General features: G+C 71.1%; 24 protein-coding genes. 12 read left to right on the forward strand and 12 right to left on the reverse strand.

Annotated elements, in window-relative coordinates; genetic code table 11:
- Positions 1-27: 27 nt before the first annotated feature.
- Both AC27L3_RS13330 and AC27L3_RS13335 read left to right on the forward strand, forming a co-directional pair.
- The gene (locus AC27L3_RS13330) at positions 28-741 is read left to right on the forward strand and encodes a hypothetical protein (protein ID WP_487234246.1); all 714 of its coding nucleotides are present in this window, start codon (positions 28-30) and stop codon (positions 739-741) included.
- 102 nt (positions 742-843) lie between these two features.
- Entirely contained in the window at positions 844-1,341 is a 498-nt protein-coding gene (locus AC27L3_RS13335; protein ID WP_487234247.1) for a hypothetical protein, read from the forward strand.
- 46 nt (positions 1,342-1,387) lie between these two features.
- Here the strand turns inward: AC27L3_RS13335 and AC27L3_RS13340 are convergent, their stop codons facing one another.
- A complete protein-coding gene (locus tag AC27L3_RS13340; RefSeq protein ID WP_487234248.1) occupies positions 1,388-2,026 on the reverse strand; it encodes a TetR/AcrR family transcriptional regulator in 639 nt (212 codons plus the stop codon).
- Between the two features lie 134 nt (positions 2,027-2,160).
- Between AC27L3_RS13340 and AC27L3_RS13345 the strand changes: the two genes are divergently transcribed.
- The 3 genes from AC27L3_RS13345 (at position 2,161) to AC27L3_RS13355 (ending at position 3,560) form a co-directional block, all read left to right on the forward strand.
- Positions 2,161-2,373, forward strand: coding sequence for a DUF4287 domain-containing protein (locus tag AC27L3_RS13345; RefSeq protein WP_487234249.1), 213 nt, complete (start codon positions 2,161-2,163; stop codon positions 2,371-2,373).
- Between the two features lie 24 nt (positions 2,374-2,397).
- The gene (locus AC27L3_RS13350; protein ID WP_487234250.1) at positions 2,398-2,997 is read left to right on the forward strand and encodes a dihydrofolate reductase family protein; all 600 of its coding nucleotides are present in this window, start codon (positions 2,398-2,400) and stop codon (positions 2,995-2,997) included.
- Between the two features lie 86 nt (positions 2,998-3,083).
- On the forward strand, positions 3,084-3,560 hold the full coding sequence (locus AC27L3_RS13355; protein WP_487234251.1) for a hypothetical protein: 477 nt from the start codon (positions 3,084-3,086) through the stop codon (positions 3,558-3,560).
- On the opposite strand, the gene AC27L3_RS13360 is transcribed toward AC27L3_RS13355, so the two are convergent.
- The 4 genes from AC27L3_RS13360 to AC27L3_RS13375 form a co-directional block, all read right to left on the reverse strand.
- On the reverse strand, positions 3,550-4,494 hold the full coding sequence (locus tag AC27L3_RS13360) for a RimK family alpha-L-glutamate ligase (protein ID WP_487234252.1): 945 nt from the start codon (positions 4,492-4,494) through the stop codon (positions 3,550-3,552). The genes AC27L3_RS13355 and AC27L3_RS13360 overlap by 11 nt on opposite strands.
- A gap of 145 nt (positions 4,495-4,639) precedes the next feature.
- Positions 4,640-4,894, reverse strand: coding sequence for a chaplin family protein (locus AC27L3_RS13365; protein ID WP_487234253.1), 255 nt, complete (start codon positions 4,892-4,894; stop codon positions 4,640-4,642).
- Positions 4,895-5,018: 124 nt separating this feature from the next.
- Entirely contained in the window at positions 5,019-6,176 is a 1,158-nt protein-coding gene (locus tag AC27L3_RS13370; protein WP_487234396.1) for a macrolide family glycosyltransferase, read from the reverse strand.
- Between the two features lie 81 nt (positions 6,177-6,257).
- Positions 6,258-6,911 carry a CatB-related O-acetyltransferase gene (locus AC27L3_RS13375; RefSeq protein WP_487234254.1) on the reverse strand — a complete coding sequence of 218 codons (654 nt, stop codon included), beginning with the start codon at positions 6,909-6,911 and terminating at the stop codon, positions 6,258-6,260.
- 177 nt (positions 6,912-7,088) lie between these two features.
- Here AC27L3_RS13375 and AC27L3_RS13380 point away from each other — a divergent pair, with 177 nt between their 5' ends.
- The gene (locus AC27L3_RS13380) at positions 7,089-7,943 is read left to right on the forward strand and encodes an SDR family oxidoreductase (RefSeq protein ID WP_487234255.1); all 855 of its coding nucleotides are present in this window, start codon (positions 7,089-7,091) and stop codon (positions 7,941-7,943) included.
- Between the two features lie 968 nt (positions 7,944-8,911).
- Here AC27L3_RS13380 and AC27L3_RS13385 read toward each other — a convergent pair.
- From AC27L3_RS13385 to AC27L3_RS13405, 5 genes are all read right to left on the reverse strand, one after another.
- The gene (locus AC27L3_RS13385; protein ID WP_388021735.1) at positions 8,912-9,133 is read right to left on the reverse strand and encodes a helix-turn-helix domain-containing protein; all 222 of its coding nucleotides are present in this window, start codon (positions 9,131-9,133) and stop codon (positions 8,912-8,914) included.
- Positions 9,133-9,624 (reverse strand): DUF2975 domain-containing protein, encoded by a 492-nt coding sequence (locus tag AC27L3_RS13390; RefSeq protein ID WP_487234256.1) that lies wholly within the window; start codon positions 9,622-9,624, stop codon positions 9,133-9,135. The genes AC27L3_RS13385 and AC27L3_RS13390 overlap by 1 nt, the downstream gene beginning before the upstream one ends.
- Positions 9,625-9,717: 93 nt before the next feature.
- Entirely contained in the window at positions 9,718-9,909 is a 192-nt protein-coding gene (locus AC27L3_RS13395) for a DUF397 domain-containing protein (protein WP_487234257.1), read from the reverse strand.
- Complete coding sequence (locus tag AC27L3_RS13400; RefSeq protein WP_487234258.1) at positions 9,906-10,094, reverse strand: DUF397 domain-containing protein; 189 nt, start codon at positions 10,092-10,094, stop codon at positions 9,906-9,908. Before AC27L3_RS13400 ends, AC27L3_RS13395 begins: the two co-directional genes overlap by 4 nt.
- 10 nt (positions 10,095-10,104) lie before the next feature.
- Positions 10,105-10,962, reverse strand: coding sequence for a helix-turn-helix domain-containing protein (locus AC27L3_RS13405; protein ID WP_487234259.1), 858 nt, complete (start codon positions 10,960-10,962; stop codon positions 10,105-10,107).
- A gap of 247 nt (positions 10,963-11,209) precedes the next feature.
- Here AC27L3_RS13405 and AC27L3_RS13410 point away from each other — a divergent pair, with 247 nt between their 5' ends.
- The gene (locus AC27L3_RS13410; RefSeq protein WP_487234260.1) at positions 11,210-11,626 is read left to right on the forward strand and encodes an ATP-binding protein; all 417 of its coding nucleotides are present in this window, start codon (positions 11,210-11,212) and stop codon (positions 11,624-11,626) included.
- On the opposite strand, the gene AC27L3_RS13415 is transcribed toward AC27L3_RS13410, so the two are convergent.
- Positions 11,627-11,794, reverse strand: coding sequence for a hypothetical protein (locus tag AC27L3_RS13415; protein ID WP_487234261.1), 168 nt, complete (start codon positions 11,792-11,794; stop codon positions 11,627-11,629).
- A gap of 43 nt (positions 11,795-11,837) precedes the next feature.
- Between AC27L3_RS13415 and AC27L3_RS13420 the strand changes: the two genes are divergently transcribed.
- Complete coding sequence (locus AC27L3_RS13420) at positions 11,838-13,139, forward strand: hypothetical protein (RefSeq protein WP_487234262.1); 1,302 nt, start codon at positions 11,838-11,840, stop codon at positions 13,137-13,139.
- A 202-nt stretch (positions 13,140-13,341) separates the two neighbouring features.
- Here the strand turns inward: AC27L3_RS13420 and AC27L3_RS13425 are convergent, their stop codons facing one another.
- On the reverse strand, positions 13,342-14,157 hold the full coding sequence (locus AC27L3_RS13425; RefSeq protein WP_487234263.1) for a C40 family peptidase: 816 nt from the start codon (positions 14,155-14,157) through the stop codon (positions 13,342-13,344).
- 872 nt (positions 14,158-15,029) lie between these two features.
- Here AC27L3_RS13425 and AC27L3_RS13430 point away from each other — a divergent pair.
- Genes AC27L3_RS13430 through AC27L3_RS13445 form a run of 4 tightly spaced genes read left to right on the forward strand, consistent with a single transcriptional unit; the run spans position 15,030 to position 18,048 of the window.
- The gene (locus AC27L3_RS13430) at positions 15,030-15,389 is read left to right on the forward strand and encodes an NADH-quinone oxidoreductase subunit A (protein WP_487234264.1); all 360 of its coding nucleotides are present in this window, start codon (positions 15,030-15,032) and stop codon (positions 15,387-15,389) included.
- 12 nt (positions 15,390-15,401) lie between these two features.
- Complete coding sequence (locus AC27L3_RS13435) at positions 15,402-15,956, forward strand: NuoB/complex I 20 kDa subunit family protein (protein ID WP_365968791.1); 555 nt, start codon at positions 15,402-15,404, stop codon at positions 15,954-15,956.
- Positions 15,953-16,729 (forward strand): NADH-quinone oxidoreductase subunit C, encoded by a 777-nt coding sequence (locus AC27L3_RS13440; protein ID WP_487234265.1) that lies wholly within the window; start codon positions 15,953-15,955, stop codon positions 16,727-16,729. The genes AC27L3_RS13435 and AC27L3_RS13440 overlap by 4 nt, the downstream gene beginning before the upstream one ends.
- Entirely contained in the window at positions 16,729-18,048 is a 1,320-nt protein-coding gene (locus tag AC27L3_RS13445) for an NADH-quinone oxidoreductase subunit D (protein WP_487234266.1), read from the forward strand. Before AC27L3_RS13440 ends, AC27L3_RS13445 begins: the two co-directional genes overlap by 1 nt.
- The last annotated feature ends 28 nt before the right edge of the window (positions 18,049-18,076 follow it).

Here is an 18,076-nt window from a genome sequence, read left to right on the forward strand (position 1 = left end):
ACCACCTCTTTTCGAGGGAGGGCCCTGATGAAGAAGCCCGACTGTGCCGTCGCCTTCGCCGTGGCGGCCGTTCTCGTCCTGCCCGTGGCCGTCCGCCCGGGACCCGTCGCCTTCGCCGCCGAGCCTGGCGCCGCCGCACCCACCTGCACCGTCAACGGCACCCCCGTCGAGGGCCCGCAGATCAACGGAACCGACGGCAACGACACCATCGTCTGCACCGCACTGGCCCAAGGCGACACCGTGGACGCCGGTGCCGGCGACGACACCGTGTCGCTGTCCGGCGCCGTCGAGGGACACGTGCTCGGCGGCGCGGGCGCCGACCACATCACCCTCGAACGCGACGCCCGGCTCACCGAGACCGCGGACGTCGACGGCCAGGCCGGCGAGGACGCCATCGACCTGCGCGGCGCCGTGCTGGGCACGGTGCGCGGCGGCCAGGACCGCGACACCATCCTGCTCTTCAGCACCGCCGACACCGGGGAGCACAGCGTCATCCGTGGCGCCCGGGGCCCGGACGTCATCCTCGCCGACGGCGCGGTGACCATCCGCGGCCTGATCGAAGGGGTCTTCGACAACGACCACATCGACATCAACGGCACCGTTGCCCCCACCGGCACCGTCCACGGCGACGACGGCGATGACACCCTCCACGTCCACGACAACCGCGGCACGGTCGACGCCGGCGACGGCACCGACGCCTGCGTGATCGACACCGGCAACGCCGCCCTCAACTGCCCCTGACGCTCCGACCGGATCCGGACAGGAGTACGACAGCGGGTTCCGTGCGGCGCAGGCGCCCCCTAGCCTGTCGGTCAATCACCGGTCGAGCATGGGGGGTTCACCATGTCGCCGCACCGCACGCCCCGCCCGTCCCTGCGCCGCGCCGCCGCCCTTGCCGTCGCGGCCGGCGCCCTGGGCCTCGGCCTCGCCGCCCCGGCCCAGGCGGGTCCCGGGCCCATACCGCCCCTGACCACTCAGGAACAGACCCTGCTCGCCTCGGACGCGCCCAAGACCGTCGTCCTCGACCCGGCCACGGGCGCGGTCCTGTCCGTCCGGCGGTCGGCCGAGCCGGCGGGTGCGCAGGGCATCAGCCGGCACAACGTCTGCAACAGCGGCGACGGTTGCTATCTCAGCGGCCGTGTCCCGTACGCCCACCAGGGCTTCTACGGTTCTCCGGGCACCGCCCGCGGCAACTGGCCCTATCGCAGCGGCTACGACACCGGCAAGTACACCGCCTCGGCCTGCTGGACCCAGGCATGCGCCCAGCGTCCGCTGCCCCCGCACACCCGCGCGACGTTCGGCGGCACGCTGGTGACGGGGACGTCCTTCCGCATCCATTGACGCGGTCCGGTGCCCATCCCTTGACGCGGCCCGGCCCCACCGCCGGTCACAGGCCGCGCTCGATCATGTCGATGACGTCCTGGACCGCCTGCCGGACCTGGGCGGCGTGCAGGCCGCGCAGGGGGCCGTCGATGAGGAGGGCGGCCAGGCCGTGGACGGCCGACCAGGCGAGGAACTCGGCGCCGGGGCGGCGGTCCTCCGGCAGGACGCCGGCCTCGACGAGGTCGTCGAGGGCCGCGCCGAGGAGTTCGAACGGAGTCCTGCCGCCGTCGCCCGCGGCGGTCCCGTCGGCCGCGTGGGTCATGTCGCCGGGGACGTGGAAGGCGGTGCGGAACAGGCCCGGCTCCTCCCGGGCGAAGCGCACGTAGCCGGTGCCGACCGCCCGGAAGCGGGCCCGTGCGGCGGCGGTCGCGTCGGCGGCCGGGGGCAGGGCGGCCTGTTCGGCCTCCATCGTGCGGGCGACCTCGGCCATGGCGGCCTGGGAGACGGCGTGCAGCAGGGCGCCGCGGTCGGCGAAGTGGCGGTAGGCGGCGTTGGGCACGACTCCCGCCCGCCGCGTCGTGGCCCGCAGGACGACGGCCTCCGGCCCGCCCTCGCGGGCCAGTTCGAAGCCCGCTTTGATCAGGGCGTTGCGCAGGTCGCCGTGACGGTACGTCGTGCGCTTCGGCCCGGCATCCTCGGCCACAGCCCGCACCTCCCTATGTGGACAGTATCCACTTTTCTCGTCTAGGCTGCAGTTGATCGCGGGGGGCGCGGATCGCCGCATCCTCCGAATGTGGACATCGTACACAAGTGCAGTGCGCAACGGAGGACAGTCGCATGACCACCCGGGTGAAGGGCCCCGCCAGCTACTTCCCGTCCATCGAGAAGAAGTACGGTCGCCCCATGGCCGCATGGCAGGAGCTCATCCGCTCCTCGCCCCTGACCCGGCACATGGAGCTGGTCGCCTGGCTCAAGGCCGAGCACGGGCTCGGCCACGGACACGCCAACGCCCTCGTCGCCCACACCCTCGCCGACACCAGCGACGCGTAGCGTCACGAAGGAGAAGCACATCCCATGCGCATCGTGATCAGTGAGTTCATCAGCCTCGACGGCGTCGTGCAGGCACCGGGCGGCCCGGAGGAGGACACCGAGGACGGTTTCGCCCACGGCGGCTGGTCGCACCGGTTCTTCGACCCCGACGTCGTCGGCGGGGCCTTCGCCGACGCCCTCGGCAAGGCCGAGGCCCTGCTGTTCGGGCGCCGCACCTGGCAGACGATGGCCGCGGCCTGGCCCGAGCGGGCCGGCGACCCCTTCGCCGACCGCATGAACGCCATCCCCAAGTACGTCGTCTCCACCACCCTCGGCGACGAGCCCCCGGCCTGGGACAACACCACCCGCATCCTCGGCGACGAGGCCCTGGCCCGCATCCGCGAGCTGCGCGCGACCGAGGGCGGCGACCTGCTCGTCATGGGCAGCCCCAGCCTCGTCCGCACCCTCCTGCACGAGGGCCTGTTCGACGAACTGCGGCTCATCGTGATGCCGGTGCTGCTGGGCGGCGGCAAGACGATCTTCCCGCGCGACGGCCTGCTGCGCGAGCTCGAACTGGTGGACGTCGTCACCAGCAGCACCGGCACCCAGGCGTGCACGTACCGCCCGGCGGCGAAGCAGGGCTGATCTTGGGGTTTTCGTGCCGAAACCTTGGGAGTGCGTGCCATACGGTTCGTGCCTGCACCACCCGCACCCCCCGACACGGAGCCCCAGTGCCGCTCAAAGAACGCCGTCAGCAACAGACCTACGAGGCTGCGTTTCCGCTGCTGTTCCCGGGGGAGAGGGTCGAGCTCATCACCTTCGCCCAGGTCGGCAGCGTCTCCAAGCGCCGGCAGCTGGCCACGACGGTCCTGGTGGGCGTGGTGAGCGCGGGTACGGTGATCGCCACCGTCCGGCCGCGGCAGATGTACATCGTCCTCACCGACCGGCGGCTGCTGTTCTTCAACGGCTACACGCCTTCCGGCAAACCCGGCAAGCTCCTGATGGACCTGCCGCGTGCCTGTGTGGCGGGCAGCGCCCCGAAGAACGGGATGTTCGGCATCACGCTGGTCGGCGAGCTGGCGGTGGCCGGCTGGGAGAAGGGGCTCAAACTGCGCTTCCCGGCGGACTGCCGCGAGGAAGGCCAGTACCTGCTCGGCGCCCTGCCGGGCGCCCCGTACGCCCCGCCTGCCGCGCCCGTCACGTACTGACGGGCGGCGGTGCCTGTGCCAGCAGGCCGGTGAGGTACGCGGTGATCGCGGGGATCACCCCCGTCATGCCCGGGCGCCAGCCCGGGACCGCGTTGACCTCGCAGATCACATGGCCCCCGTCGGCCGTGAAGAGCAGGTCCACCCCGGCCACCGTCAGGCCCAGCGCCCCGGCGGCCGCCACCGCCAGTGCCTCCGCGGCCGGGTAGCGGCCCGGGCACAGGTCCGCGGTGCCGCCGCGGGCGAGGTTCGCGGCGAGGGAACCGTCGGCCGAGGTCCGCACCTCGGCCGCCACCGGGACGCCGTCCACGACCACCACCCGCAGGTCCCGGCCGTGGGAGGCGGTCACGTACCCCTGGAACAGCAGCGGCACCTCCTGCGCCAGGCTGCCCGCCACCGCCCGCAGCAGCTCCCCGTCGGGGGCGAGGAACACCCGGTTCCCGCCGTGGCCGTTGACGGACTTCACCACGCACGGCGTCTCCAGGGCGGGGCTGCGCACCACCCCGCCGAGCGGCGCCGTCGCGTACGACAGGGAGTCGGGCACCGGCAGCCCGGCCAGGGCGAGGTCCTGCAGCTGCCACAGCTTGTTGCGGCAGCGGTGCACCGCATCGGCACTGTTGACCAGGACGGCGCCCATGCGCTCCAGGTGCCGCAGCAGCGTCAGCTCCCGGTCGTGGGACATGCTGCCGGGAGCCTGCCGCACCAGGACGACGCGCGGCGGCGGTACGTCCAGGCCGCCGAGGGTGCGCAGCACCAGGCGGCCCTCCCGGACGCCGAACAGCAGCTCGTCGGAGTGCCAGACGGCGAACCGCGGGCCGAAGGTCCGCGCCAGCGCCCCGGACAGTGCCCTGGTCGCCTTGAGCAGCGGCGCCGGGTGCTCCCGCGCCAGCATCCACACGTCGGCGCATGCGACGTGGACGGAATCGGAGTCCGCCACGGGTTCCCCCTCTACGGGACGGCTGTACGGGTGCCCGGCTGCACGCGCGTACAGCGTCGTCGACCGCAAGATCCTTTCCGGGGGCCCGGCCGCCGAAACGCCGGTTTCGAACGCCGCTCTCGAACGCTGGCCTCGATTGCCGGTCTCAGTTGCCGCAGCGGTTCAGCGGCAGCGCGACGGGCAGCTGGGTGAGGTGCGCGCTGCGCACCCCGGGGCTGTGCGTGACGGCGGCCGTGGCGGGGCCCGTCTTGTTGACGCAGGTGTTGTCGGCGGCGGGGTTGCCGACGCCGAGGACGTTCGTACTGGCCGCGGCCACGCCCGCCGCGGCGGCCAGCCCGGCGAAGGTGGCACCCGCGACGGCCACGGCACGACGGACGAGGACAGGGGTCTCAAAGGTCATCGCAACCCACTCCGTTGATCGGATCGTTGGATCATCAGGATCATCTGGACGCAGGTACAACGACGGCCGGTGCGCAGCATGTTGCGCAGGGACGGGCGTCCACCCCAACGGATGACGTCCCGGCTCAGCCCAGCATGCCCTCGATCAGATCGGCGGCCCGCGCCGCGCCGCCCTCCGCCCGCACCTCGCTGCGCAACCGCGCCGCGCGGCGGGCGACCTGCGCGTCGGCGGTGAGGTCGAGCAGGGCCGTCCGCAGGTCCTCCGGGGTGATGTCCGCGGTGTCGATGCGGCGGGCCACGCCCAGGTCGACGAGCCGGTCCGCGTTCATGGACTGCTCCATGTTCTGCGGGGCCACGAGCATGGGCACGCCGGCCAGCAGCCCGTCACCGCAACCGCCCATGCCCGCATGGGTGACGAAGGCGTCGGCCTCGCGCAGGACCGCCGGCTGGGGCACCCAGGGGTGCACCTCGACGTTGGCCGGGATCGCGCCGAGCTCCTCCGGGTCGGTGTACTTGCCGATCTGCAGCACGACGTGCCAGCCGGGCAGGTCGCCGAAGGCCGCGAGACACTGCCGGTAGAACTCCGCCTGGCGCGTGTTCGCCGAGCCCATGGAGATCAGCAGCACCTTCGCCGCACCCGCCGGGCGCATCCAGCCGCCCTCGTCCGCGCGGGCGGCGGAACAGGGGCCGACGAACGTCACCACATCGGTGTCCACCTGCTCGGCGTGCGGCTGCATCGCCCGGGGGATCAGTGCCAGGGCGCGCGCCGGGACGCCCGAGAAGGTGTCCACGTCGGTGGTGGTGGCCCCCGAATCGGCGAGCCACTGCGCGAATCTCTCCCAGTACGCGTCGGCGCCCGGCAGCTTCCGCACGTGCGTCATGACGTCCCGGTGGTAGTCGCGCCAGCCCACGAACGTCGGGGACAGCTGCAGGCAGGGCCGGCCCTGCGACTCGGCCAGCGCCCGGCCGACGTACGCGCCGATGTCGTACAGGTACAGGTCGGCCGGGTCGTCGTCGTAGACGGCACGCAGCTGCGGCAGCGCCTGGACGGCGTCGTCCAGGAAGAGGCTCATCGCGGCAATGGCGTCCTGCGGCCAGTTGTTGTCGGCGACCGGCAGCGTGGACGTGCAGGGCACCAGCTCGGCCCCGGTGCCGGCGATCAGCTCGGCGACCGCGGAGGCCGCCGGATCGTTGGCGTACGTCACCCGGTGGCCGCGGGCCACCAGCTCACGGACGACCTCCAGGCTCGGCAGGACGTGGCTGAGGAGGGGAACGCCCACCATGGCGATGTGTGCGGGCAAAGTCGGATCACTCGCTTCAGTACTGAGGAGGGCGGAGGACTGAGGAGGGCGGAGGGCGTTCTTTCAGTGCCGGGGGGCCTGCGGGGCGGCTGCTTCGAGGTCGTCGACGCTGCCGGACATGAGGGTGCGGACGTGCTCGGTGATGTGCTCCGCCGGCCAGTCCCACCAGGCCACGGCCAGCAGGCGGGCGACGTCCTGCTCGCTGTACCGGGTACGGATGAGGCGGGCCGGATTGCCGCCGACGATCCCGTAGTCGGGTACGCCGGAGGTGACCACGGCACCCGAGGCGATGATCGCGCCGTGCCCGATCCGCACACCGGGCATGACCGTCGCACCGTGCCCGAACCAGACGTCGTTGCCGACGACCGTGTCCCCGCGGTTCGGCAGACCGGTGAGCAGGTCGAAGTGCTCGGCCCACGAGCCGCCCATGGTGGGGAACGGGAAGGTCGACGGGCCGTCCATGCGGTGATTGGCGCCGTTCATGAGGAACCGCACGCCCGTGCCCAGCGCACAGAACTTCCCGATGACCAGCTTCTCCGGCCCGTAGTGGTACAGCACGTTGCGGGTCTCGAACGCGGTCGCGTCGTCCGGGTCGTCGTAGTAGGAGTACTCCCCGACCTCGATCAACGGCGACGTCACCAAAGGCTTCAGCAGCACGACGCGGGGCTGCTCGGGCATCGGGTGCAGCACCGTCGGATCGGCGGGAAGAGCAGACATACGCCCATGATCACCGAGGCGGGGGCCGACGAGCCAGCGATTTATGGCGGGGACCGGGCTTGTGGCGGGGGCCGATAGGGGCCTGTCGGCCCGTCCCCCGGCGTGCCGTGGGCCCGGGGGCCGAGCAGGCGCCGACACTGACGCAGGGCAGGCAGGACGAGGGAGAGCGAGTCGCGCATGACCGGCGAGAAGACCGTCCTGATCACGGGCACGTCGTCGGGCATCGGCCTGGCCGCCGCCGTGGCCGCGGCACAGGCGGGCTGGCACGTCGTCGCCACCATGCGGGACCTCTCGCGCGGCGGCGCCCTCCGCGAGGCCGCCACCACGGCGGGCGTGGACGGGCAGGTGGAGGTACGCCGGCTCGACGTCACCGACGCGGCATCCGTGACCGCGTGCATCGAGGGCGTCGTCACCGACCACGGACACCTGGACGCACTGGTCAACAACGCCGGCGCCGGCCACCTGGGCACCATCGAACGGGACTCCGTCGAGGACGTACGGGCCGTGATGGAGGTCAACTTCTTCGGCGTCGTCCAGACCACCCGGGCCGCCCTGGTGCACCTGCGCGCCGCAGGCGGCCGCCTGATCACCGTCGGCAGCGTGGGCGGGATCATCGGCCAGCCCTTCAACGAGGCGTACTGCGCGGCGAAGTTCGCGGTCGAAGGCTTCATGGAAGCGCTGGCACCGGTGGTGGCGCCGTTCGGGGTACGGGTCACGGTGGTGGAACCGGGGCCGGTGAGCAGCGAGTTCGTGAACAACATCGGCCTGGACGTGGAACGCCTGTCCCAGGCCGCAGGCCCCTACCGGCCCGCCCTGGCGGCGTATCTGGCGCGGCTCGACGACATCTTCGCCACCGCCCAGACCCCGGCCGAGGCCGCAACCACGGTGGTCCAGGCCCTCACGGCGGCGGAGCCGCCCCTGCGCATGCAGACGTCGGAGTGGGCCCGCGAGTTCGCGAGCGGCAAGCTTGCGGATGTGGACGGAGCGCGGGTGCTGGCCATGACGGGGGAGTGGGTGAACGCCGGGGGATAGGGCGTGCCCGGCGGATTCTCGTCGCGGGCGCGCCACGGCGCCCCGAAGGGGCGCGGGGCGTTGCCGATCCGCGGCTGCCGCCGCGTGGGCGCGACGAGCCGCGACGCGCCCGCAGACGGAGTGCCGTGCCACGACCGCAGGCCCCCGGTGGCCGCCACGGCCGGATGCGCCCTAGGGCCTGTCAGCCTGCCCGGCGGATCATGCAGCGCCCCCGTCAGGGGCGCGGGGAACTGCGCGACAAGCCACGACGCACCCGCACATGGAGCGCCCGCGCGGCGAAGCCCGCTTGGCCCTACCGGCGGTGTGGGTGTGGGTGTGGGTGCGGGTGGGTGGGCCTGGTGACGGAGTGTGCGCTGCGCCGCTGCGCGGCTTGGGGGGCGGAGGGCCGGGCTGCGCCCTGGGGGGTCCACCCGCTGCGCGGCTGGAAGGGGGAGCCCGGCATCGTGCGGGTGCGCCGAATCGTTTTCCTGGCGCAGTGGGGTCCGCCGCTGCGCGGCTTGAGGGCGAGCCCCGTGTTCGCTGCGTTTCCCTTCCTTGTGGGCTGGTTGCTCCGCTTCGCTGCGCGGGCAGGATGCCGGCACCGGGGTTGGGTGCCGTCTTGGCGGCGGGAATCCTCGCGGAGGGTGCCCCTGCGGTGCGGGGTAATGCCGCCAAGCCGCGCAGCGGCGGGTTTCACTGCGATGCGCGGTGCCCTTCGCTTGCGGGGCCCGCCCTTGAGCCGCGCAGCGGCGGGTTTCACTGCGATCCGGGGGGCCTTGCCCCTTGCGGGGGTCGGCCTTGAGCCGCGCAGCGGCGTAGCGCGCTTCATCGCTCAGACCGGTGCCGGGCACCGGGCCCGTGCCGGGTGCGCGCTTCCGGCCGCGCAGCGGGTGGACCCCCCAGGGCGCAGCCCGGCCCTTCGCCCCCCAAGCCGCGCAGCGGCGCAGCGCACACTCCGCCACCAGAGGCACGGAGCAGTGCGCTCGTCTTCATTCGCCCGCGGTGTCCTCCGCCTCCCACCGAAGCAGGTCGCCCGGCTGGCATTCGAGCGCCTCGCAGAGCGCGGCGAGCGTCGCGAAGCGCACCGCCTTGGCGCGGCCGTTCTTCAGTACTGCCAGGTTGGCGGGCGTGATCCCTACGCGGTCCGCGAGTTCGCCCACGGACATCTTCCGTCTGGCCAGCATCACGTCGATGTCGACGGCGATCGGCATCAGATCACCCCGTCCAACTCGGCCTGCATCTGCGCCGCTTCGACGTCGCGGGCGACGGCCTGGGCGAGCAGCATCCGCAGCACGAGCACGATGAGCGCGACGCCCAGGATGGCCACGCCGACCCCGGCCATGATGACGGTGACGCCCGGGTCGTCCCGCTGGCCGGGCGCATTGACGGCCGTGACCGCGAACCACACCAGGGCAGCGGCGACGATCGAGCCGATCACGATGTCCACGTACCGGAAGGCGGCGTGGGAGAACACGGTTCCGCGTCGCACCATCGACACCAGCCGCCATACGCAGACCACGGCGACCTGGACCGCCACCATGCCGAGGATCGTGAGCAAGCGCAGCGGGGTCAGCGGGAGCGACCCGTCCTCCGGGTCGCTCCCGCTGACCAGCGCCCACACCATCCCGGCCTGTACGAATCCGGTGCCGGCGAGCATCACCCCGAGCACGGCGCGCAGCGCGCCCACTGTCAGCTTTCCCATGGCCACCCTTCCATCGAATTGCGATGGAAATCTATCGAGAATCGATAGGTGAGGCAAGGGTGGGGACGGAGGTGCCACCCCGCACGGTTGCGGTCATCGCAGCTCGCCCTGCTTGACCGCGCCCAGCAGGGCGCCGAGCGCCGCTCTGCTCGCGAGCACGACCAGCCCAGGGGTGTCGCCCTCACCTATCGCTATCGCCGTGCCCAGGCGGCTCACCTCGACGCAGCTGTTGTCTGGACCTCCGCCCGAGAACGACGACTTCTGCCACCGCGACGTGGGGGTCATCGCAGTGCCCCGTGCTTGACCGCGCCCAGCAGGGCGCCGAGCGCCGCTCTGCTGGGGAGGAGGACCACCTCGGGTTGGTCGCTTTCTCGTATGAGAATCACTGAGTGGGAGAAGGCGACTTCTACGCAGTTTTCGCCGTTCCCCCCAGAGAAACTGGACTTTTGCCATCCAACGTTACGGGTCACTTGAGGGCTCTCAGGCGTCTAGGAGTAGTCGGCTGACGAAGTTACGTGACTCCTCCGAGGGGAGAGTTGCACTCTCAGCCGCGGAGAACAGTGCTCGATATCGTTCGAGGTCGGCATCGGCGTCCAGGAACCGCCCGCCAAGGGCGCTGTCGATCTGGACGGTATCCAGCTGGGTTACGCGCGCGATTGCGTAGAGAACCGGCTGTGTTGCCGCCTCGATGAACTGCTCGCTGGCGAACGGGATGATGCGGATGTGCACGTTCGGGCGATCGAAGGCGTCCAGCAGCGATTGCAGCTGCGCATGCGCTGTTGCGTTCCCTCCGAACTTCATTCGCAGTGCTGCCTCGTGGATGATGGCATCGAGCTCGGGTGCGTCGTCCCGTTCCAAGAGCTGCTGCCGGGCCATCCGGTGCGCGACCCGAGCCTCGACCTCGTCATGTGGGGGCTTCGGAATCACGCTACTGAACAATGCGCGAGCGTATGCCTCCGTCTGCAATAGGCCGGGAATCGTCACGGTCTGCAGGTTGCGCAAAGCAACCGCATGGTGCTCCAGTTCCGCGATGTCCAGGAATCCCGGTGCCAGTACCCCGCGGTACTCCTCCCACCAGTGCTGGCCGCGGCGTTCGTGGGTCATGGCGCACAGGGCGTCGATCAGGGCCGTGTCGCTGCAGGAGTAGAACGTTGCGAGCCTGCGGACGCGCTCCTCGCTGACGCCGACGCGGCCGGCTTCGATGTGGCTGATCTTCGCCTGGTCGACGGAGATCAGTCCGGCTGCCTCGCGGGCCGTTCTGCCTGCGCGTTCGCGCATCTTGCGCAGTTCCGTGCCCAGGCGCACCTGCCGGGCGGTCGGGTTCTCCCTTGGTGGCATGGCCCCTCTTCCCTGTCTGCGCACAGTGTTGCGCCAACCCTGCCACGGGTCCATCGTTCGGGTTGCAGACAAGCGACAAGCTTGCCCCGGGGCACAGTTGACCCCTAGCGTCCTGCCAACGCCGCGCATCAGGTCGGGAAGACCCGAAGTGCAGCCTCCCGCGCGCCCGTTGGGCGTACCGCGGGGGCCGGGCCACGGACGACTGGGGGCGCGCGGGAGTCACCGGCTGACCGTTGGGAGTCGCCCCATGGAATCCGTACTGCCCGAAAACTTCTACGAATTGGCCGCACCGGCCAGCCCCACCACCCCGCGCCTCGCGCGCCAGTTCGTCAGCGGAACGCTGCAGGCCACGGGCCACTCCGCACTGATCGACGACGCGTGCGTGTGCGTGTCCGACGCCGTCACGAACGTCGTGCAGCATGCCCGCGTACCGACCGTCGCCGTCGAGGTGACCGTGCACGGCAGCGACCGGGCCACCATCGCCGTTCGCGACGGGGACCCGGTCAGGCGGCCGTACCGGCGGGGGCCGGCGCGGCCGGACGACGAGCGGGGGAGGGGCCTGGCCCTCGTACGGGAGCTGTCGCACGCCTCCGGCGTGAGCCTCGTGTGGGACGGGATGGATGTCGTCGGCAAGCGCGTGTGGTTCGAGCTGCGCGCTACGTGATCAGCGCGTGCGGCCGCCGCCGCGCCACGTCGCGTACAGGCCGGAGAGGGCGATGGCGATCGCCGCGAGGGACTGCGGCGGGACGCCCACGCAGACGAGCGTGACGCCCGCCGTCAGGACGGCGAGGAAGACGATCAGGTCGTACGGTCCGCGTTCCGCGTTGCGCATGCTGCTCCGATCGGTGGTGTCGATGGTGTACGACTGAGGATCGGTGGCCGGCGGACTGCTGCGGCAGGTGCAGCAGTGCTGCCAACTCGGCGGCAGCGGGGGAGCGATGGGCGAGTTACAGGCATTCGACGACGAGCTCGGCCCGGAGGTCCGGGCCCTGGCGCAGGCGCTGCGCGACTTGTTCGCCGGGCTGGACGTGTCCACGCGGCGGTATGCCGCGCGCCGGAGCTACGACTCGTCCACCGTTTCGCGCTTCCTGAGCGGGCAGCGGCTGCCGCGGTGGGAGTTCGTGCTCAATCTGCTGCACGACGTGGCGGAGAAACGCGGCACCGTGCCGACGCCGGAAACGATGGAAATGCTGCGAGGGCTGCACAACGCTGCGCTGGCGGCGGGCAAGAGCCCCGTCCACCGGGTGCAGCTGCTGCAGCAGCGGCTGGCCGCGGCTGACCAGGAGGCGCTGCGCGCCGCGCAGCGCGAGCGGTGGCTGGAGGACACGCTCCGGGACCGCGAGCACCGCATCCGGGACCTGCAGCTGCAGCTGCAGCTCGGGTCCGGCCCTGTCGACGCGGAGGCCGCGCGCCTGCGGGAGGAGATCCGGCAGCTGCGGGAGGAACTGGCGGAGGCCAGGGAGCTGCACCGCAAGGCGGAGGAGCGCTGCGAGTGGCTGGAGGGGCAGCTGGCGGAGGCGGAACGACGCTTGAAGGTCCCGGCGCCGTCCGACTCCGTGCTGCCGGCAGCGGACTCGTGGGCTCGGGGCGAGGCGCTCGCCGAGGCGTTGACCGTGCAGCTGACGGGGGACGGCCGGCCTTTGGGTAACGGACTGCTCCTCGACCCCAGAACCGTGGTGACCACCGCTGCGGTGGTGCGTTCGTTCGGCGCGGCGGACGAGGTCGGCGTCGGTTGGATGGACAAGCGTGTCCGCGGCCTGTTGGTCGAGCGGCATCCTCCGGAGCATGAGGATCCGAAGAAGATGTGGCCCTACCCGAACCTGGCCGTGGTCCGTTTGATCTCGCCGGTGGTGACCCACACCCCGGCCCCGGGGCTCGACATGGGGTGGATCCCTGCGCCGGGGACCCGGCTGGTCGTCTGCGCCTACGGCATCGGACCCGGGGAGGAGTGGGGACCGTACTCGTGCGGGCTGGAGGTCGGCGGGAGAACGGGCGGCTGGCTGCGTGCTCAGGGCGAGTTCGTCAACGGGCTGGCCGGGGCCCCCGCGTTCCAGGCCGGTACCGGACTGTTCGCGGGACTGGTGAGTGCCTGGTACCCCGAGCGTTCCCGGGGTCTGCTCACTCCCGTCCGCGCCTTCCGCACCCTTGCCGCCGTGGGCAGCGGAACAGTGGACTGACCACCCCCCACCCCGCGGTTTCGATCCCACCCGAAGGGGTTTGCCACGTACCGCACCGGCGCGCAGACTCGCCGTACCGGCACAGGGGGGCCGGGTGCCCGTGGGTAACGGGGGTGGGCACCCGGGCATGCCGAAAGGCCGCCGTTCCGAGCGGGGGGAACGGCGGCCCTTGCGTGCCGTGGAGCCGGGGACCGGCGGCGCGTCAGAGGACGCGGACGGCGCCGGTCGGCTGGGAGTAGCTGAGGTCGCGCTCGACGATGCCGGTGCTGGGGTTCTGGGCGCCGATGAACTTGCCGCCACCGATGTAGACGGCGACGTGGTAGGCGCTGCCCGCGGGGCCCCAGTAGAGGATGTCGCCGGCCTGGAGGTTGCTCAGGGAGACCTGGGTGCCGGTGGTGGACTGGTCCTGGGAGACGCGCGGCAGGCTGACGCCGATCTGGTTGTAGGCGGCCATGACCAGGCCGGAGCAGTCGTACGAGGAGGGGCCGGTGGAGCCCATGACGTACGCCTTGCCGAGCTGGGCGCGCAGGAAGCTCAGGAGGGTGGCGGTGCTGCCGGTGGCGGTGGAGGTCGACTCGTCGGAGGCGGAGGTCGACTTGCCGCTGATGTCGGTGCGGTCGCCGCCGCGGGAGGCGCGCTCCTGGGCCTTGCGGGCCTCGGCCTCGGCGACCTTGCGCTCGGCCTCGGCCTTGCGCTCGGCCTCTTCCTTGGCCTTCTTGGCGCCGACCTTGGCGGCCTCGACGGCCTCGTCCACCTGCGCACGGACCTGGTACTCGACGGCTGCCTGCTGCGTGGCGTCGGCGCTCTGCGCGATGGAGCCGGAGAGGGCGGCGTTGAGGGCGGGGATCTCGACCGTCTGCTCGGCCGGCTTCTCGGCCGTGTTCGAGGCGGCGGACGCGGTCCCGGCCACGGCCAGGGTGCCAAGGACGCCACCGGCCACACCCGTGCGCACGACCCAGGACTGGGTCGCGGGGCGACGGGGCTTCCGGTGGCTGGTTATGTGCGCGTTGGGGGACATGGGACAACGGACTACCAGCCCGCGCTGGTCGAGTTCAACATAAGTGACGTGCGCCACAATTGGCGTGGACGCGCCGAGATTTCCGGGTTTCGGATCACGGGAGGGTCACGGCGCGGACTCGGCGGGGAGGGGCGAACAGCCGCCTCAGCATGGCATTTGCGCCATCGTTGATCATCCGCCGGACGTCTTATCACTTTTGCAGTGCGCACGTCGAGGCTACCCAGGAAATCCGGCCCTCGAACCTCCCGGCGCGTGGCGCAACTCACGCATCGCCCGGCTCGGCTCGGGACTGACGACCCTGGCGACTCACCCGAAACCAGCGAAGCGCCTCAAGCGCACAAAACGGAGCGATTCGTCGGCCTGATGTGCCGGGCGGGTCCGTCCGGTCCGCCCGGCTCGACCCGGTCGGCTCGTGAACGGGTGCGCTTGCCGGACCATCCGTCCCGTCCGTCACCCCCGGCCCACCGTCGCGCCACCCCCACCGTGCGTGCTGACCGGCGTCGCCCCGGCGGGTTACCGCCATATATCAGTTGACGAATGATCTCGCCAATTTGCCGGGAGCCGGTCGCACTTGATAATGCAACCCCGCTCCGACCAGCGACGCAGCCGCGGAATGTCACCTCTGGTGATCGCTCAACCGCTTTGCGTATGAAGATCGCTGATCATCCGACTTGATGATCGTTCGCCGGGTGGTGGAGATCACAAACATGGGCGCGTACGCCGTGTCGCAGATCACAGAGCGACGGGCATAGGATGCAAGCGACCCGGGCTTGTGAACTGCCTCACATGCTGGCGATCTCCGCCAGGGGCCTCCGCCACCGGGTCCGGTCAGCCAGCAGTCAGCGTCGACAGACTGGAAGGAGCGAGGAGCGGTGAACGCCTACGCGCCCATCCTCGTACTGGGAGCCCTCGCCGCGGGCTTCGCGATCTTCTCCGTGGTCATGGCATCGATCATCGGGCCCAAGCGGTACAACCGCGCGAAGCTCGAGGCGTACGAGTGCGGCATCGAACCCACGCCGCACCCGGCCGGTGGCGGTCGCTTCCCGATCAAGTACTACCTGACGGCGATGCTCTTCATCGTCTTCGACATCGAGGTCGTCTTCCTCTACCCCTGGGCGGTCACCTTCGACGCGCTGGGGATGTTCGGGCTCGTGGAGATGCTCCTCTTCGTGCTGACCGTCTTCGTCGCCTACGCGTACGTGTGGCGGCGCGGCGGCCTGGAATGGGATTAGGGGGCAGGACGCATGGGACTCGAGGAGAAGCTGCCCAGCGGCTTTCTGCTGACCACCGTCGAACAGGCCGCGGGGTGGGTGCGCAAGGCGTCCGTCTTCCCCGCGACGTTCGGCCTGGCCTGCTGTGCCATCGAGATGATGACCACCGGCGCGGGGCGCTACGACCTGGCCCGCTTCGGGATGGAGGTCTTCCGCGGCTCCCCCCGGCAGGCCGATCTGATGATCGTGGCGGGGCGGGTGAGCCAGAAGATGGCGCCGGTGCTGCGCCAGGTCTACGACCAGATGCCCAACCCCAAGTGGGTGATCTCCATGGGTGTCTGCGCGTCCACCGGCGGCATGTTCAACAACTACGCCATCGTGCAGGGCGTCGACCACATCGTGCCGGTCGACATCTACCTGCCCGGTTGTCCGCCCCGGCCCGAGATGCTCATGGACGCGATTCTCAAGCTCCATCAGAAGATCCAGGGCGAGAAGCTCGGCCCGCACCGGGAGAAGGCGGAGCGCGAGGCGGAGGAGAGGGCGCTCAAGGAGCTGCCGCTGCTCGACATGAAGGGGCTGCTGCAATGAGCGAGGCGAACGGCAAGGGCCCCGGCCCCCAGGAGCCCCCGGTCAGCGCCAACGGCGTCAACCCCGACAAGGACCTCGACGCGCAGAACCTGCCGGGCCAGCGGCTCGCCGGTGGCGAGGTCATCGGCGTGCGCACGGGGATGTTCGGCGCGAACGACGGCGGCGACACCACCGGCTACGGCCGGCTGGTGCGGACCGTACGGCTGCCGGGGGCGGCCACGCGCCCGTACGGCGGGTGGTTCGACGAGGTCGCCGACGAGCTGGAGGGGGCGCTGGAGGAGCAGGGGCTCGTTCCCGAGAACGCGATCGAGAAGACGGTCGTCGACCGCGGGGAGCTCACCTTCCACATCGCCCGCGAGCACCTGCCCGTCGTGGCCCGCACCCTGCGCGACGACCCGGCCCTGCGCTTCGAGCTGTGCACCGGGGTCAGCGGGGTGCACCTGCCCGGCGACAAGGGGCGCGAGCTGCACGCGGTCTACCACCTGCGCTCGATCACCCACAATCGCGTGATCAGGCTGGAGGTCGGCGCCCCGGACGCCGATCCGCACGTGCCCTCGCTCGTGGAGGTCTACCCGACCAACGACTGGCACGAGCGCGAGACCTACGACTTCTTCGGCCTGGTCTTCGACGGCCACCCGGCGCTCACCCGGATCATGATGCCCGACGACTGGCAGGGCTTCCCGCAGCGCAAGGACTACCCCCTCGGCGGCATTCCCGTCGAGTACAAGGGCGCCCAGATCCCGGCTCCGGACCAGCGGAGGTCGTACAGCTGATGTCGACACCAACCAGCCCCCGCGAGACCACCGAGGGCGCCGTCTACACCGTCACCGGCGGCGACTGGGAGGAGGTCGCCGCTGCCGCGCGGCAGGCCGACGACGAGCGCATCGTCGTCAACATGGGCCCCCAGCACCCCTCCACCCACGGCGTGCTCCGGCTCATCCTGGAGATCGACGGCGAGACGGTGACCGAGGCCCGCTGCGGCATCGGCTACCTGCACACCGGCATCGAGAAGAACCTCGAATTCCGCACCTGGACGCAGGGCACCACCTTCGTCACGCGCATGGACTACCTGACGCCGTTCTTCAACGAGGCGGCGTACTGCCTGGGCGTGGAGAAGCTGCTGGGCATCGAGGAGCAGGTGCCCGACCGCGCCTCCGTCATCCGCGTCATGCTCATGGAGCTGAACCGAATCTCCTCGCACCTGGTGGCCATCGCCACCGGCGGCATGGAGCTCGGCGCCACCACGATCATGATCTACGGCTTCCGCGACCGGGAGATGATCCTCGACATCTTCGAGCTGATCACCGGCCTGCGGATGAACCACGCCTACATCCGCCCCGGCGGCCTGGCCCAGGACCTCCCCCCGGGCGCGGTGGACGTGGTGCGCGAATTCGTGAAGAAGATGCGCAAGAACCTGCCGGAGTACGACAAGCTCGCCACCGGCAACCCCATCTTCAAGGGCCGCATGCAGGACATCGGCCACCTCGACCTCGCCGGCTGCATGGCGCTCGGCGTCACCGGCCCCATCCTGCGCTCCACCGGCCTGCCCCACGACCTGCGCAAGGCCCAGCCCTACTGCGGCTACGAGACCTACGACTTCGACGTCGCCACGGCCGACACCGCCGACGCCTACGGCCGCTTCCTCATCCGCATCGAGGAGATGCGCCAGTCGCTGCGCATCGTCGACCAGTGCCTGGACCGGCTCGCCCCGGGCCCGGTCATGGTCGCCGACAAGAAGATCGCCTGGCCCGCGCAGCTGGCCCTCGGCCCGGACGGGCTCGGCAACTCCCTCGACCACATCAAGAAGATCATGGGCACCTCGATGGAGGCCCTGATCCACCACTTCAAGCTGGTGACGGAGGGCTTCCGGGTGCCCCCGGGACAGGCGTACACGGCCGTGGAGTCCCCCAAGGGCGAGCTCGGCGTGCACATCGTCAGCGACGGCGGCACCCGCCCGTACCGGGTCCACTTCCGCGACCCGTCCTTCACCAACCTCCAGGCCGTGGCGGCGATGTGCGAGGGCGGCATGGTCGCCGACGTGATCGTGGCCGTCGCGTCCATCGACCCCGTGATGGGAGGCGTTGACCGTTGAGCGTCGCACGCGCGGCCACCGGGCCGCA

It is taken from the genome of Streptomyces sp. PKA51 (genome assembly GCF_057552455.1).

Bases quoted from the DNA above. Each gene is read 5' to 3' on its own strand.
- AC27L3_RS13330 (WP_487234246.1), top strand. From the start codon at position 28: ATGAAGAAGCCCGACTGTGCCGTCGCCTTCGCCGTGGCGGCCGTTCTC.
- AC27L3_RS13335 (WP_487234247.1), top strand. From the start codon at position 844: ATGTCGCCGCACCGCACGCCCCGCCCGTCCCTGCGCCGCGCCGCCGCC.
- AC27L3_RS13345 (WP_487234249.1), top strand. From the start codon at position 2,161: ATGACCACCCGGGTGAAGGGCCCCGCCAGCTACTTCCCGTCCATCGAG.
- AC27L3_RS13350 (WP_487234250.1), top strand. From the start codon at position 2,398: ATGCGCATCGTGATCAGTGAGTTCATCAGCCTCGACGGCGTCGTGCAG.
- AC27L3_RS13365 (WP_487234253.1), bottom strand. From the start codon at position 4,894: ATGACCTTTGAGACCCCTGTCCTCGTCCGTCGTGCCGTGGCCGTCGCG.
- AC27L3_RS13370 (WP_487234396.1), bottom strand. From the start codon at position 6,176: ATGGTGGGCGTTCCCCTCCTCAGCCACGTCCTGCCGAGCCTGGAGGTC.
- AC27L3_RS13375 (WP_487234254.1), bottom strand. From the start codon at position 6,911: ATGTCTGCTCTTCCCGCCGATCCGACGGTGCTGCACCCGATGCCCGAG.
- AC27L3_RS13380 (WP_487234255.1), top strand. From the start codon at position 7,089: ATGACCGGCGAGAAGACCGTCCTGATCACGGGCACGTCGTCGGGCATC.
- AC27L3_RS13385 (WP_388021735.1), bottom strand. From the start codon at position 9,133: ATGCCGATCGCCGTCGACATCGACGTGATGCTGGCCAGACGGAAGATG.
- AC27L3_RS13390 (WP_487234256.1), bottom strand. From the start codon at position 9,624: ATGGGAAAGCTGACAGTGGGCGCGCTGCGCGCCGTGCTCGGGGTGATG.
- AC27L3_RS13395 (WP_487234257.1), bottom strand. From the start codon at position 9,909: ATGACCCCCACGTCGCGGTGGCAGAAGTCGTCGTTCTCGGGCGGAGGT.
- AC27L3_RS13405 (WP_487234259.1), bottom strand. From the start codon at position 10,962: ATGCCACCAAGGGAGAACCCGACCGCCCGGCAGGTGCGCCTGGGCACG.
- AC27L3_RS13410 (WP_487234260.1), top strand. From the start codon at position 11,210: ATGGAATCCGTACTGCCCGAAAACTTCTACGAATTGGCCGCACCGGCC.
- AC27L3_RS13415 (WP_487234261.1), bottom strand. From the start codon at position 11,794: ATGCGCAACGCGGAACGCGGACCGTACGACCTGATCGTCTTCCTCGCC.
- AC27L3_RS13425 (WP_487234263.1), bottom strand. From the start codon at position 14,157: ATGTCCCCCAACGCGCACATAACCAGCCACCGGAAGCCCCGTCGCCCC.
- AC27L3_RS13435 (WP_365968791.1), top strand. From the start codon at position 15,402: ATGGGACTCGAGGAGAAGCTGCCCAGCGGCTTTCTGCTGACCACCGTC.
- AC27L3_RS13440 (WP_487234265.1), top strand. From the start codon at position 15,953: ATGAGCGAGGCGAACGGCAAGGGCCCCGGCCCCCAGGAGCCCCCGGTC.
- AC27L3_RS13445 (WP_487234266.1), top strand. From the start codon at position 16,729: ATGTCGACACCAACCAGCCCCCGCGAGACCACCGAGGGCGCCGTCTAC.